The following is a 14,228-nucleotide window of genomic DNA, read 5'->3' as shown; positions in this document are numbered from 1 at the left end:
CGCAGCCGAAGGCACGGTTCAAGCCGCGGCGACGAGTATCAGCGGGACCGTGACTTCACATGTGGAATCAGCGGGCACCTCTGTGAGCGGCGCGGTCACAACAGTCAAGACCGAAGTCGGCGGCCGAGTCGAGGCAGCGGAAACGAAGGTTTCCGAGGCGGTTGGATCCGTCGAGGCCCACCTCCATCCTGCCACGGAGACCGCGCAACCGGCTGCGACCGAAGCAGCCTCCCCAGAAGTCGTCGCGACCGAAGCGGCATCGCCAGCGATCGTCGAAGCGGCTGCAACTGAAGAGCCAACCGAAGCGCCCACGGAGACCACTGCTCCAACGGAAGAACCGACTGAAGCCCCGACCCAGACCTCTGTTCCCACAGAGGAGCCGACCGAGACCGCCGTTCCCACGGAGGAACCGACTGAGGCGCCGTCCGAAACCGCCGTTCCCACGGAGGAACCGACTGAGGCGCCGTCCGAAACCGCCGTTCCCACGGAAGAACCGACTGAGGCTCCGACCGAGACTCCTGTTCCCACCGAGGAACCAACCGAAACCGCGATGCCGACCGAAGAGCCAACGGAGGTTGCGTCGCCTGAGGTGGTGGCAACGGAGGCGGCAAGCCCGGTCGCGGCGACCGCAACCGCGTCACCGGTCGTAACCGAGGCGTCGCCATCCGCGAGCGACTTGTTCGGCGCGCCCGAGGGCACAGTGGAGGCGTCGGGAACCAAGCCGGCGGAGACACCCGCGGCATTGCCGACGTGCGTCCCGACCGTCGAGGCGAGCCCTGATGCGAGCCCGCACGCTGGCTCGCCAGTGGCGACGGGATCAGGGACACCGGTTTCCGGTCTCTTCGGATCTCCCGCCACCCCGGAAGTGGAAACCGTCGTCGAATGCGTCTAGCTTCGGCCGCCAAGTCAATGTGAGCATGCTGGGCCGGTCTCGTATGGGACCGGCCCAGTTGGCTTTCGGGTATGCTCGGCTTCTGAAGTGCCGAACCCCACAAGACCGGCACAGATAGCACGCACAGGATGAAATCGATGGACGCCATTCGTCTGGAAGTCATGTGGAACCGGCTCGTGTCGGTAGTGAACGAGCAGGCTGCCGCACTGATGCGCACCAGCTTCACTTCGATCGTGCGCGAAGCGGGCGATCTCTCGGCGGGTGTATTCGATGCGCGCGGAAACATGATCGCCCAGGCGGTCACAGGCACTCCTGGACACATCAACGCCATGGCGACCTGTATTCACCATTTTCTGGCCGTCTATCCGGCGGAGACGCTGCGTCCTGGCGATGTTCTGATCACCAACGATCCTCAGAAGACATCAGGGCACTTGCACGACTTCACCGTCATTACGCCGGTTTTTCTGGACGACCGGCTGGTGGGGTTCTTCGGCAACACCTGTCATGTGCTCGATATCGGCGGAATCGGGCTTTCGACCGATGCGCGATCGATCTTCGAAGAGGGACTCTTCATCCCGATCACCAAGCTGTTCGCGCAGGGGAATCTGAATGAGGAGCTCATCAAGATCCTTACGCACAACGTGCGCACCCCGGACCCCGTGCTGGGCGACATCTACGCGCAAGCTGCCGGCAACGATGTTGGCGCGGAGCGGCTGATCGAGTTCATGCGCGAGTTCGGACTGGAGTCGCTCGAGCCGCTGGCTGACGAGATCATCGACCGGTCAGAACAGGCGATGCGCCGCGCGATCAGCGAACTCCCGGACGGTATCTATCGCAACGAGGTCTGGTCGGACGGGTACGAGCATCCAGTGAAACTCGCCGTGGCCATCGAGAAAACAGGCGACCGGATGCACGTCGACTGGGCTGGGAGCTCGATGGAGAGCGAGCGCGGCATCAACGTGGTGCTGAACTACACCCACGCCTACACGACCTACGCGCTCAAGTGCGCGCTCGCGCCGGAGGTGCCCAACAACGAAGGCAGCTTCCGCCCGGTGACGGTCGATGCGCCACCGCGCAGCATTCTGAACGCACTGCCGCCTGCTCCGGTCTCGGCCCGGCATATCCTGGGGCACTTCCTTCCGGGGGCGGTCTTTGGCGCCCTGGCGCAGGCGATTCCCGACCGCGTCATGGCCGAGGGAGCGGCCAATATCTGGAATCTGCAATTCCTGGGATACGACATGGATGGCGATCCGTTTGCCTATGTCTGGTTCTCGTGTGGTGGCACCGGCGCGCGGGCGATCAAGGACGGTCTGCACGCCACCGCCTTCCCGAGCGGCATTTCTGGCGTCCCGGCCGAGGTGATCGAGCAGCTTTCGCCGGTGATCGTTCATGAGCGATCGATCAGGGAGAACTCAGGCGGAGCGGGCAAGTTTCGCGGTGGGTGCGGTCAACGGCTTCGACTCGGTGTTCGAACCAATCAGACCTACTCGTTCTCGGGACTCTTCGACCGCTTGCACCATCCCGCGCAAGGATTTGCAGGCGGCTCCTCAGGGAAACCGGGCAACATCGAGCTCTCGGACGGTCGCTCGATCGAGGGAAAGGGCACGCTCCGCCTCGATCCCGAGGTGCGCATCACGCTCGACTTGCCCGGCGGCGGCGGGTACTTTCCGGCGTCCGAGCGTGACCGGTCGTTGATCGAGCAAGACCTGCGCTCCGGCATCATCGACGCTGAACACGCGGCACGCGACTATGGCTACCCAGGTTGACCCGAATGCAGTGCGCATCGTCGAGGTCGCGCCTCGTGATGGGCTACAGAACTACGAGCGGCCGTTCGCAACAGAAGTGAAGATCGCATTCATCGATGCCCTCTCCCAATCCGGTTTGACAGCGATCGAGGCAACCAGCTTCGTCAACCCCAAGGCAGTCCCCCTGATGGCCGATGCGCTCGAGGTCATGCAGGGAATCGACCGGGTTCCGGGCGTGCGGTATCTCGTGCTGACGCCGAACGAAAAGGGGTTCGATCGCGCCATTTCGGCCGGCGTCGACAGTGTGGCCGTGTTTGCATCGGCAAGCGAAACCTTCAGCCAACGCAATATCAATTGCACGATCGCGGAGTCGCTCGCGCGGTTCGCGCCGATTTATGCGCGCGCCAAAGCGGATGGAATCTGGGTACGCGGCTATATCTCGATGGCGTTCGCTTGTCCGTTCGAAGGCGATATTGCCCCAACTGCGACGGCCAATCTGGCACAGGAACTGCTCGAAATGGGCAGCGATGAGATCTGCCTGGCCGATACGATCGGAGCAGCAACCATCGAGCAGACAATCGCCGTGCTGGAAACAACGTTGCGGTCGATCCCGGCAGAACGGTTGGCATTGCACATGCACGACACCTACGGGTTGGCGGTCCACAACATCGGCGTCGCCTACGATCATGGTGTTCGCGTCTTCGATTCGGCGGCAGGCGGATTGGGTGGCTGTCCATTCGCTCCGGGCGCCGCGGGCAACCTGGCAACCGAGCGATTGATCGCATACCTGGACGAACGCGGTATCCCGCATGGCGTCGATTCCGCAGTGGTGCATGAGGCAGTCGAAGCCTTGCTCGCAAGTCCGGCCGCGTGACCCGCGTGCATCGATCACCACCCTATTCGGCCTACGCACGCATCTACGATCGGATCGGCCAGCGATCCTTCGGCGAGCGCATGGCGCGCGTGATCCTCACCTTGCTCGAAACGCGCGGTCGTGTTCCTGCATCAGTGCTCGATCTTGGGTGCGGCACCGGATCGGCAACGCTCGTGTTCGCGCGCGCTGGTTTGCGGGCGATCGGGGTCGATCGCTCGACTCAGATGCTCGAACATGCCCGCGCTGCAGCCGAACAAGCGAGCATGCGTGTCGACTTTTTCGAGGGTGATATGGTCGATCCGCCGGTGACTGGCCCGTTCGATCTCGTCACGTGCATCTACGACGCGTTCAACTATCTCGACGACGACGCCTCGGCTCGAACGCTCTTTCGCAATGTCCGCCGCCGGCTGGTTCCTGGCGGCCACTTCGTATTTGACATGAACACACGCTCTCGGCTCGAACGCTCATGGGAGCATGGATTGGTCCTCGCCTGCGATGACGATGATCTTTATGTCACCTACCGGAGTTGGTTCGATCCGGCCCTCGATGCTTCTCCGCTGGTGATGACCGCCTTCATCCGGGACGAATCAGGACATTGGGAGCGCTTCGACGAAGAGCATGTCGAACGGGCGTGGCCGATCGATGTGGTTGTTGGTTGGCTCCGCGACGCGGGGTTCCACCTCGATGAGATTCTGGGATACGTCGACGCCACCGGCGAGGTGAAACGTCCGGCTTGTGAAGACCATGGCCGGGTCGTCTTCGTGGCTTCCCGATAGAATTCGCCCAGAGACAGAACGATCTATACGACAGGAGCACCCACTCGTGGAGCAACGTGCATTTGAGTTTCTTCGCCGTTTGCTGGATGCGCCCGGACCATCCGGTTTCGAATCTCGCCCATCGCGCGTTTGGCGGGAAGAAGCGGCAACCTTTGCCGATGAGGTCGACCGGGATGTGCTGGGAAGCTCCTGGGCGCGCCTGAAGAAAGAGGGCGCCCCGGTAATGGTCATCGAAGGGCACATCGACGAGATCGGCCTCATGGTCACACTCATCGATGAGAACGGCTACCTCCTCTTCGATGCGATCGGCGGATGGGACACGCAGGTCATCATCGGGCAACGGATGATCGTCATGGGCCGCAATGGAGACATCACCGGCGTGGTGGGCCGCAAGGCGCCACACGGCATGTCCGCCGAAGACAAGAACCGCGTGCCGGAACTGCGCGACCTGTGGATCGACATTGGCGCCTCCGGCAAGGAAGACGCAGAGTCTCGGGTCGAGATCGGCGATCCTATCGTCATCGATGCTCCGTTCAGGCAGCTGACAGATGATCTCGTCGTCGCGCGCAGTCTGGACAACCGGGTGGGATCGTTCGTCGCCCTGGAAGCGCTGCGGCTGCTGGCTGACGATCGCCCCGCGTTCGATACCTACGCACTCGTCGCCACGCAAGAAGAAATCGCTTTCGCCGGGGCACATGCGGCCACATTCCGACTGAGTCCCACTGCAGCGATCGTGATCGACGTCACCCACGCCACCGACTATCCCGGTGCAGACAAGTGGCGCAACGGCGATATCAAAATGGCGAAGGGACCGGTGCTTGGGCGCGGTTCGGCAACGAACGAGGTGGTCTACCGGGCGCTGAACGACTACGCCGCCGCGAACGACCTGCCGGTGCAGCGACAGGGCAACCCGCGCAGCAGCGGAACTGATGCGGACGCGATGTATCTCACGGGAGCGGGCACCGCGGCCGGACTCGTCTCGATTCCCAATCGCTATATGCACTCGCCGAACGAAACGGTCAGCCTCACCGACCTCGACAGCGCGGCGAAACTGATCGCTGGATTCATCAAGTCGCTGCCGGCCGATTTCGAGTTCAGGCCGTAGCTGGTTTCGGCTTCGGCTTGCGGAGCCGCTGGCAACTGGGACAGAAATAGGTGCCGCGGGTGGCGACCGTGATCTTTTTCACGGTCCCCCCGCACCCGACACACGGTTCGCCTTCCCGTCCGTGAACGGCTGGGAAACCGTCCACCGGATAGGCGCGCTGGTGGATGATCTTGGCGCCACCCTGGGCGATACCCATCTCCAGCGCCCATCCGATCGCTTCGCGCAACCGGTCGACCGCCTGTTTGCTCAAGCTGTTGGCCGGTTGTTGCGGGTGGATCCGCGCCCGGAAGAGCGCTTCATCGGCATAGATATTGCCCACTCCGGCCACAACGGACTGGTCCAGGATCGCCTGCTTGATCGGGATGCTCCGCCGTTGCAGGGCCGCATACAGCTGCTCGGTCGTGATCGATGATTCTCCTGTGCCCTCCGGACCAAACGAAAACGCCTCGATCGCGTTTGCGACATGGTCCGAGGGCATCAGGCGGTACCAGCCGAATTGCCGGATATCGCTGAACCAGGCGATCGTGCCATCGTCGAATCGCAGATCGAAATGCGTCGCCTTGTGGGGATAGTCGCCGTCGGGTTTGGGAACCGGGTGCCCGGCAATCGCGCGGCGACCATCTGGCCGGATGATGGCCAGCTGACCCGCCAGTTTGAAATGGACCATCAGCGAAAGATCGCCATCGAGATCGATCGTGAGCACTTTGGCTCTCCGTCGCGCCCCGACGACGCGGTGCCCCAGCATGACCTGTGGGTCGGGAATCTCCGTATCACGGAAGAGCTTAGGCAGCCGCAACTCGACGGCCGTGATGCGACGTCCAACGAGCTCGCGTTCGACAATTCGACGCGCGGTTTCGACTTCTGGCAGCTCAGGCACCGGACTCAGCGCATCAATCGCACCGCAGGCTGAGCGAGCGCGATTCTCCGAGCTGACGCATCCAGCGCGCTGCCGACGATGCCACGCGCACTCCTTCTTCGTCGTCCCTGGTAGCCCTGGCGACGCGCTTCATGACCTCCCAGACCGCCTGCTTCGCTTGCCGGTGCCGTGCCTCAGACACAACGAGTGGGCCGAGCAATGGATTGGGCGCGGTGTGTTGAATCGCCCACTGGTCTTCCTCGAACCATAGGGTCAGCCGGTACCGTTCCGTACTCCACACGAATCGCTCGTCTGCCGATCCGGGATCGTCGCCCACAAGAATCTTCCCCCATGCGATCCACACGCAACCAACAGAACGGCCATCGCAGGACCGAGCCTGACAGCCGAATGCGGGGGTGCGCGATGATGGACCGAGAAAACTACCCACTCTCTGAGAGGGGAGATTCACACGAACTGTTCCTCCAAGTCAAGTATTCTCAGCAAACTTCCGGAATACCATTCCCAGGATCCTGAACTAGCACGCTTGACGGCGCGGAAATCCACACCAGAATCTATCCCATGCTCAGAAAGGACCCATCGGCTGCGCGCACAACCGGCTGCATCGAAAGAACCGCTTCGGCATCGAGCGGCCCGTAGATGTGCGGGAAGATTCTGCGCTCGTCCTCGTAGCGAATCTCGGCGGTGACCAGCTCGCAGTCGATTGCCAACACCAGGAACGTGCGCGGATCGTCACGGTAGTAGCGATTGCCCACTGCCACCAGCTCCTCGAGGGTATCGGTGCAGTGAATGAACCCTTCCTCCGCGAAGTTCTCAGGAACATAGAAACGTCCGAACTTCTGGGCTTCCCAAACCTCCGCGGGCACGAGATGATAGGTGACATGCTCCGCCCGGTGGATCGACACCTCTTCCGAGGGGAGAGTATCGATATCGCTCATCGCTGCGTATCCTTCCCTGGTTGCCCCGCGCAACCACATTGATTGACCGTATCCGACCAGCAGACCTATCATCGCGTGTCGAAGTCGTCACCTGAACACACGATGCAGACAGGAAACCCATGGTATCGAGTCTCGAACGAGTTCGCCTGACTCAACTGGCCTCATGCGCCGGTTGCGCCGCCAAGATGGGTCCAGACCGGCTTGCCCAGGCACTCTTGCCGTTGACCGTCGATTCGCATCCAGATCTTCTGGTCGGATTGCAAACCAGTGACGATGCAGCGGTCTTCCGAATGAGTCCCGATCGAGCGATCGTGCAAACGGTCGACTTCTTTCCGCCAATTGTCGACGATCCGTGGAACTACGGGGCTATTGCCGCGACGAATTCGATGAGCGATGTCTTCGCCATGAACGGTTCGGTGCTGCTGGCGCTCAGCATCGCCGCCTTCCCCGCGGATATGCCGATCGAGGCGATCACGCAGATCTTCGAAGGCGCCGCCACGAAGGTGCGTGAGGCAGGTGGGATCATCGCCGGCGGCCACACGGTCATCGACGATGAGCCGAAGTATGGACTTTCAGTCACCGGCGCCGCGCATCCAGATCGGGTGTGGACGAAGGCCGGCGCGAGACCGGGTGACCTGTTGATGTTGACCAAACCGCTCGGAACCGGACTCATCACAACCGCGCTCAAGAACGGCGTGGCAACTGGCGAGCACGTGTCCGACGCAGTCCGTTGGATGACCACGCTGAACCGCGCTGCCCAGGAGGCTGTCACCGATCTCGCGGTCCACGCGTGTACCGACGTCACAGGGTTCTCGCTTGCCGGGCATTCGTCGGAAATCGCTGCGAAGAGCGGCGTTGGCATCGAAATGGACGCTGCGGCGCTGCCGGTGATTCCAGGCGCGCTCGAATACGCCGGCAGCAACCAGGTATCGGGCGGTCTGCAGCGAAACCTGGCCCACTTCGAGGGCGATCGGGTGCAGGTCGCTTCCTCGGTTTCCGCCGAGCGTCGCCTCCTTTGTTTCGATCCGCAAACTTCGGGGGGACTGTTGCTTGCGATTGCGCCGGACGCGATTGGGGAAGCGCAGGCCCGGTTCGAAGCACTGGGCGTTCCCTATTGGCTCGTCGGAGCAGTCACCGATCACAACGGCGTTTCGATTGTCTGATAGAACGGGAGCTACGACTTTGGCCAACGAGCGGTTCGCGGTGATCGTCAATCCAAAGGCTGCCGGAGGCAAGGCGCTGAAAAAGCTGCCCGAGATTTCGGAGGTTGCCTCGTCGGTTTCGCCTGAGTACCACTTGCATGTGACGAGCTCGATCGAGGATGCCCGGCTCCGCGCCCGGGAGTTCGCGAAGTTGGGAATCGATCGTATCGTTGCTGTCGGTGGAGACGGCACCTTCAATGAGGTTGCCAACGGCATTCTGGAGTCAGGGCATCGTTCCGCATTGGGCATCGTGCCGGCTGGAACAGGATGCGATCTTCCCCGCTCTCTTGGGATCCCGGGCTCGATCAAGGAGGCCATGTCGTTCGCGCTCACCGGCGAATCCCTGGCGATGGATGTTGGCCTCGCCCGGACGTCGACCACGGAGCGCCATTTCCTCAACGTTGCCGGTATGGGCTTCGATGCCAAGGTGGCCGACCGCGCGCAGCGAAAGAAACGGCTCACCGGCAAGAAGGCGTACATGGTTGCGTTGGCTCAGAACTTGACCGACTTTGGCTATATCGACGTCCAGATCGAGGTCAACGGCCAAGAGATTGCCACCAAAGCCGTCTTCGTCAGCATCGCGAACGCGCAGTATCTGGCTGGCGGGTTTCACTTTGCGCCAATGGCGAAGGTGAACGACGGACTGCTCGATCTGGCGATCATCGACGACATCAGCCTGCCGGGATTCATCAAGGCGGTGCCGAGTGTGGTTCGGGGCAATCATGTGACCAACCCGCACTGGCGGCATTACACGACGACACACGTGCGCGTGACGGCAAGCACCCCAGCGCTGGTGCAACTCGATGGCGAGATCGCAGGCACTTCTCCGGCGGAGTTCTCGATCGTGCCAGGCGCGCTCGATATCGTGGCCAGGTTGTCGTGACCGAGCTGCCGATTCCGACGCGGAAGTTCCTGGAGGAGATCGGCGTTCAGCCGTCCAAGGGGCGAGGGCAGAACTTCCTCAAGGAAGCGTGGGTTGTCGAGCGAATGGCCGCCGAACTGGCCGTCGGTCCCGGAGATCTGGTCGTGGAAGTCGGACCCGGCCTGGGCGCGCTGACTGGGGCGCTGCTCGACACCGGCGCCACCGTTCGGGCGGTCGAGGTCGACGAACAACTGGCAGCCTACCTGCGCGGGGAGCTCGACTCAGAGCGGTTTTCCCTGGTGCAAGCCGACGCGCGCACCGTCTCGATCGATGAGATCGTCCCAGAGGGGCGGAAATACGACTTCGCGGCCAATCTCCCCTATTCGTCCGCTCCGGTCATTCTGCGTCATTTCCTCGAGTCAGAACGGCCGCCTGAACGGTCGATCTGCATGGTGCAACGAGAGGTAGCCTTGCGCATTGCAGCGGAGCCGCCCGACATGTCGATCCTGGGCGTGGCCGTGCAGGTCTACGCGACCGCGCAGGTGCTCTTCGATGTGCCGCCTGAGGCGTTCGTTCCCAAACCGAAAGTCGTTTCTTCAGTCGTGCTGATCGAGCGGCATCCCGAGCCAATGATCGACGTCGCCGAACGTCCTGAGTTCTTTCGCCTGGTGACCGCCGGGTTCGCGCAGAAGCGAAAAACAGTATTGAACTCGTTGTCCGCGGCACTGCCTGCCGATCGCGAAACGATTCGCGCCAGACTGGAGCAGGCCGGTATCGATCCTGTGCGCCGAGCGGAGACGCTCTCGGTCGAGGAATGGATCGCGCTCTTGCGCGGCGACAGCACGCCATGACCGTCGAGTTTCTTGCGCCCGCCAAGGTGAACCTTGGCCTGGAAGTCATCCGGAAACGTGACGATGGTTTTCACGAGATCGCGACCGTGTTCCAGACGATCAGCCTGTTCGATCGGCTCCGAATCGAGCGCGCCGAGAACGATGCGGTCGTGGTTACGAACCGGATCGAGCAGATCGAGGAAAACCTGGTTTCACTGGCGGTCGAGCGCGCACGCTCGGCGGGTGTCGCCACCGATGCCTGGCATATCGAGATTGACAAACGCATCCCCCTTGCAGCGGGACTCGGAGGGGCAAGTTCTGACGCGGCGGCAACGCTGCGTGGCATCGCGGGTGCTGACACTTCTGACCTGGCCGACATCGCCTTGACGTTGGGCAGCGACGTGCCCTTCTTTCTCGTGGGTGGCGCTGCGCTCGCCAGCGGACGAGGAGAAATATTGGAACCGTTGCCACGGCTTCCGTCGTGTTGGTTCGTCCTCGTATCGCCCCTCGTCGAGCTCGAACGAAAAACCGCCCGGCTTTACGGTTCCCTGGAAGCTGGTGATTTCTCCGACGGCGCGCGCATCGCTCGAACTGCGTGCGCTCTTCGCGCGGGCGCCGTCCCCCATCCCGATGATCTGGCGAATGCTTTCAGTCGACCACTCGCTCGCCTTCTGCCGGAGATCGATTCGCTCGTACCGGCGATGAGGGAGGCTGGGGCGCCATTCGTTGCCTTGACCGGAGCCGGTCCAACACACTACACGATCGTCCCCGAATTGAGCGCTGCGATGGAGATTGCCCGGCGGCTTGCAGGGAGGCCTCCGCTGCCGCTTCGCGTGCTCCTTGCCCGACCCACCGCTGCCGGGATGCTGATGCGTGAGAAAACCAGCCTGCCGAACGAAGCGTTATAGGTTCGACGAACGAAACGATCGTTCGTCCGACACAACTCATTCCAACTCCACCGAGGAAACGACCCGCGCGTGACCATTCGCACCAAACTGATCAACCGACGCTATCGCCTCGAGCGACGCATGACGCTCGGCGAAACAACCGAGACATGGCTCGGTTTCGACAATGTGCTCCACCGGGCAGTTGCGGTGACCGTGCCACGACAGGAGCTCATGCGGAGCGCCCCCTTTCTCGCCGACTTTCTGCAGCGCAGCCGAATTGCCACTGCACTGCACCATCGCGGGATCGTTGCGGCATTCGATAGCGGCGAAGATGGCGAGACGCCCTATCTCATCACCGAATACACGGGTGGAGAACAGCTCACCGATATCATCCGCCTGGAAGCTCCGTTCGACGTCGACGATGTCGCGATTCTGGTCGAGCAAGTTGCGGGCGCGCTCGAATATGCGCACCAGCGGGGATTCGTTCACGGTCAGTTGTCAACCGCAGATGTGGTGGTCGACAGTCAAGGAGCGGCCAAGCTGTTCGGCCTGGGACTTCCGAGCGGAAGCGTTGTCGACGGCATTTCGGTTACGTTCGATGAAGATGTTCAGGCCCTCGCAGCAATCGCCTTTGAGATGTTGACCGGCGAAGCACAGAATTCGGTCGAGCGGCACTCTGCTGGAGATGCCTATCTGATCGCCCCCGACGTTCCTCGGAATGCGAGCGACATCGTTGCGATAGGTCTGGGAGCAGGTGCGTTTCGGTTCTCGTCTGCTGAAACGTTCGCGCGCACCTTGAGCGCCTGGCGGGAGTTCGACCCGGGCGCGCACTTCGTTCCCTCACTCTCGGAGGTGACGCCGCCCGCTCTGGATTTCAGGTCTGCGCCACCGGTCCTGGGGCAATCCGATTTCGAGCTCGATCCCTGGTTCGAATCGGTCGACCTTCCCGTCACACGGGACCCGGCGCCCGAGCAATCGAAACGTGGCGTGCGATTGGCGCTCCTTGCGGCGCTGCTGCTCGCGCTGGTCGCAGGAATTATCGTTTGGCAAGGGGACAAGGCCACCGCCGGCATTCCACCCGGCTCATCCGTCCAGATGGAGTCGCTTGCAGAACTCGCGGGTTTCTGATTCTCTTCTACGCAAGCGAACACGTCGATCGTTGCGAGGTCACAGCCTGTGACGAGTGGAAACTCGAAGAGCTCGAACGGTCGGTCCTGGGGTCGCACGCTCGAACTGGCGGTCTTCTGTCTGCTGGTCGCGATTGGCGCCACGACGATCGTTTCGGTTGGGTGGGCACGTGACTATGCGAAACCTCGTGTGACGTTGCTCGGCGCCGATCGTGGCATTTCGGCGCTGGTAACCTCGGGATCCGCACGAGTTCTGATCCTCAATGGCACCGACTCGACGACGCTCGGAAACGCGATAACCCGGTCACGCCATCCCGGCCTCGACCGGTTGGATCTGATGATCGTGTCGGGCAACACTGCCGCCTCCGGGTTGGTCCCCAAAGCAATCGAGTTGCTGAACCCGCGGGGCGTGATGACCGTGGGCAGCACAGCGAGTTTGAATGGAACCGATATCGTTCCCATCAAAGTCATCGAGCGATCGACCGAGATCGAGCTTCCGCATGGCGTGATGATTACTGTAGATATTTGGCCGGCCGCGGACGGAGAAAACGACGACGCAACGTGGTCCGCCCGAATTTCTCGCGGCGGCGCATCGGTTTACCTGGTTTCCGACCGAGAAGACTTGATGCAAGAATCAATGCCGGAGCGCCTCGATGTCACCGTCATCGGCCGTGGCGCCCCGGCGGACGACACGCCGTTTCCGATCACCAACGCAATCATCGTTGCCGGCGAGTCGATCTCCGGACCGGAGTTGCGCGACATTGCTTCCGGCTCACTGGGGCCAGATGTGACGACAAAGCGGGTATTTGCCGGAGAGTCCCTGCGCATCGACCTCGATCCAACAGGAATACGCTCCGTCTCCGGTGCTGTCCCGGCCGGATCACCGACTCCCGCTTAGCGACTACCGTGCCGCCTGGCGTTGCGCCAGCGACGCTGCGAACTCGGCCTTGATCGCCGCGAGTGTCTCTGGCTGCTCGATCAGGTCGAGCGCGGTGAGCGCCATGGCCTTGGCCACCAGGAATGTATTGCCATAACCGAGTTCCGACTCGGCGGCATCGACGACCTCTTGCGAATGCCATGTGCAGCGACCCGAGACGATGGGATACGCGGTTTCGACAGACGGCACCACATAGCTCACATTGCCCCAATCGGTCGAGCCCGTGCCTTCCTCGGCTCGCGCTTCCGGAAGTTCCAGCCCAACGCGATCGATGTTCGCCTTGAGCGCCCGCGCCAGGTTGTAGTTCGTGATCATGTCCCAGGACGCTTCTTCCGGGAACGAGAAGTCGAGCGTGGCGCCCGTCATCTGGGCAGCGCCTTCAGCGATCGCGCGAACCTTTTCGACCAGCTCATACATGTAGGTCTGAGTTCCCGCACGGATGAAGAAGAAGCCCTCGGCATAGTCGGGAATCACATTGGCAGCGTCGCCACCCTTGACGATGATTCCGTGCATGCGCGCGTCCGACTTTACGTGCTGCCGCAAAGCATTGATGCCGTTGTAGGTCAGAATGAGCGCATCGAGCGCGTTGATGCCGTTGAACGGGTCGGCCGCGGCATGGGCCGCTTTGCCCCGAAACGCAATCGTCACCCCTTGGCAGGCCAACGCTTCGCCGCTACCCGGCACCGTGGGGCAGACAGCTTCCACATCCCCCGGGTGCGCGCCCAGCGCCGCATCGACATCGTCGAAGACACCGGCGTTCTTCATGATGATCTTGCCGCCAACGGCTTCTTCGGCGGGCGTGCCAAATACCGTGATTCGCCCGGGCATTCCGTCCAGCGCCGCCTTTGCTCCAATGCCAGCCGCCAGCGCGCTCAGGCAAATGAGATTGTGTCCACAACCGTGGCCAACGCCTGGGAGGGCATCGTACTCGGCGAGAAACGCGACGTGGGGTCCGCCATTCGATCCGGTCGTGGCGCGAAAGGCGGTCGGGAGTCCAGCGATCCCCCGCTCGACATCGAATCCGAATCGTTCCAGCAGGTCGGCAGCCGCAGCGCTCGAACGCACTTCTTCCAGCGCAATCTCCGGATGGTCATGAATAAACTGCGAGACATCCCGCAACACAGCCGCATTCGAGTCGATTGCATCGAGCGCACGCTGACGCTGGATTCCACTTGTCAT

15 protein-coding genes are annotated in these 14,228 nt (G+C 62.2%); 11 read left to right on the top strand and 4 right to left on the bottom strand.

From position 1 onward, the window contains the following. The 5 genes from R2855_16585 to R2855_16565 all read left to right on the top strand — a co-directional run. On the top strand, positions 1 to 892 hold an 892-nt coding region (locus R2855_16585; GenBank protein MEZ4532612.1), incomplete at its 5' end, for a hypothetical protein. Positions 893 to 1,029: 137 nt separating this feature from the next. Beyond that, the gene (locus tag R2855_16580; protein MEZ4532611.1) at positions 1,030 to 2,658 is read left to right on the top strand and encodes a hydantoinase B/oxoprolinase family protein; all 1,629 of its coding nucleotides are present in this window, start codon (positions 1,030 to 1,032) and stop codon (positions 2,656 to 2,658) included. Beyond that, a complete protein-coding gene (locus R2855_16575; GenBank protein ID MEZ4532610.1) occupies positions 2,642 to 3,511 on the top strand; it encodes a hydroxymethylglutaryl-CoA lyase in 870 nt (289 codons plus the stop codon). The genes R2855_16580 and R2855_16575 overlap by 17 nt, the downstream gene beginning before the upstream one ends. 5 nt (positions 3,512 to 3,516) lie before the next feature. Next, on the top strand, positions 3,517 to 4,287 hold the full coding sequence (locus R2855_16570) for a class I SAM-dependent methyltransferase (protein MEZ4532609.1): 771 nt from the start codon (positions 3,517 to 3,519) through the stop codon (positions 4,285 to 4,287). Positions 4,288 to 4,333: 46 nt separating this feature from the next. Next, positions 4,334 to 5,392 carry a M42 family metallopeptidase gene (locus tag R2855_16565; GenBank protein MEZ4532608.1) on the top strand — a complete coding sequence of 353 codons (1,059 nt, stop codon included), beginning with the start codon at positions 4,334 to 4,336 and terminating at the stop codon, positions 5,390 to 5,392. Here the strand turns inward: R2855_16565 and mutM are convergent. From mutM to R2855_16550, 3 genes are all read right to left on the bottom strand, one after another. Next, a complete protein-coding gene (gene mutM, locus R2855_16560) occupies positions 5,382 to 6,269 on the bottom strand; it encodes a bifunctional DNA-formamidopyrimidine glycosylase/DNA-(apurinic or apyrimidinic site) lyase (protein ID MEZ4532607.1) in 888 nt (295 codons plus the stop codon). The genes R2855_16565 and mutM overlap by 11 nt on opposite strands. A gap of 13 nt (positions 6,270 to 6,282) precedes the next feature. After that, entirely contained in the window at positions 6,283 to 6,549 is a 267-nt protein-coding gene (locus tag R2855_16555; GenBank protein ID MEZ4532606.1) for a hypothetical protein, read from the bottom strand. Between the two features lie 271 nt (positions 6,550 to 6,820). After that, positions 6,821 to 7,204, bottom strand: coding sequence for a DUF952 domain-containing protein (locus R2855_16550; GenBank protein MEZ4532605.1), 384 nt, complete (start codon positions 7,202 to 7,204; stop codon positions 6,821 to 6,823). 119 nt (positions 7,205 to 7,323) lie between these two features. Here R2855_16550 and selD point away from each other — a divergent pair, with 119 nt between their 5' ends. The 6 genes from selD to R2855_16520 all read left to right on the top strand — a co-directional run bounded on the left by selD (position 7,324) and on the right by R2855_16520 (position 13,010). Next, a complete protein-coding gene (gene selD, locus R2855_16545; GenBank protein ID MEZ4532604.1) occupies positions 7,324 to 8,367 on the top strand; it encodes a selenide, water dikinase SelD in 1,044 nt (347 codons plus the stop codon). Positions 8,368 to 8,386: 19 nt separating this feature from the next. Beyond that, positions 8,387 to 9,289: a diacylglycerol kinase family lipid kinase gene (locus tag R2855_16540; protein MEZ4532603.1), complete on the top strand. Its 903-nt coding sequence runs from the start codon at positions 8,387 to 8,389 to the stop codon at positions 9,287 to 9,289. Continuing rightward, the gene (rsmA, locus tag R2855_16535) at positions 9,286 to 10,119 is read left to right on the top strand and encodes a 16S rRNA (adenine(1518)-N(6)/adenine(1519)-N(6))-dimethyltransferase RsmA (GenBank protein MEZ4532602.1); all 834 of its coding nucleotides are present in this window, start codon (positions 9,286 to 9,288) and stop codon (positions 10,117 to 10,119) included. The genes R2855_16540 and rsmA overlap by 4 nt, the downstream gene beginning before the upstream one ends. Further along, positions 10,116 to 11,006, top strand: coding sequence for a 4-(cytidine 5'-diphospho)-2-C-methyl-D-erythritol kinase (gene ispE, locus R2855_16530; protein MEZ4532601.1), 891 nt, complete (start codon positions 10,116 to 10,118; stop codon positions 11,004 to 11,006). Before rsmA ends, ispE begins: the two co-directional genes overlap by 4 nt. Before the next feature lie 69 nt (positions 11,007 to 11,075). Then, positions 11,076 to 12,113 (top strand): protein kinase, encoded by a 1,038-nt coding sequence (locus R2855_16525; protein MEZ4532600.1) that lies wholly within the window; start codon positions 11,076 to 11,078, stop codon positions 12,111 to 12,113. 48 nt (positions 12,114 to 12,161) lie between these two features. Beyond that, entirely contained in the window at positions 12,162 to 13,010 is an 849-nt protein-coding gene (locus R2855_16520) for a hypothetical protein (GenBank protein MEZ4532599.1), read from the top strand. A gap of 3 nt (positions 13,011 to 13,013) precedes the next feature. On the opposite strand, the gene R2855_16515 is transcribed toward R2855_16520, so the two are convergent. After that, positions 13,014 to 14,228 carry a M20 family metallopeptidase gene (locus tag R2855_16515; protein ID MEZ4532598.1) on the bottom strand — a complete coding sequence of 405 codons (1,215 nt, stop codon included), beginning with the start codon at positions 14,226 to 14,228 and terminating at the stop codon, positions 13,014 to 13,016.

The organism is Thermomicrobiales bacterium (assembly GCA_041390825.1).
Classification (GTDB): Bacteria; Chloroflexota; Chloroflexia; order Thermomicrobiales; family UBA6265; genus JAMLHN01.
Note: the sequence above shows the minus strand (reverse complement) of the source record. Positions and strands in the feature narration are given on the sequence as shown.

Excerpts from the sequence above, each read along its gene's own strand:
- R2855_16580 (MEZ4532611.1), top strand. The coding sequence starts at position 1,030 with ATGGACGCCATTCGTCTGGAAGTCATGTGGAACCGGCTCGTGTCGGTA.
- R2855_16575 (MEZ4532610.1), top strand. The coding sequence starts at position 2,642 with ATGGCTACCCAGGTTGACCCGAATGCAGTGCGCATCGTCGAGGTCGCG.
- R2855_16550 (MEZ4532605.1), bottom strand. The coding sequence starts at position 7,204 with ATGAGCGATATCGATACTCTCCCCTCGGAAGAGGTGTCGATCCACCGG.
- selD (MEZ4532604.1), top strand. The coding sequence starts at position 7,324 with ATGGTATCGAGTCTCGAACGAGTTCGCCTGACTCAACTGGCCTCATGC.
- ispE (MEZ4532601.1), top strand. The coding sequence starts at position 10,116 with ATGACCGTCGAGTTTCTTGCGCCCGCCAAGGTGAACCTTGGCCTGGAA.
- R2855_16515 (MEZ4532598.1), bottom strand. The coding sequence starts at position 14,228 with ATGACAAGTGGAATCCAGCGTCAGCGTGCGCTCGATGCAATCGACTCG.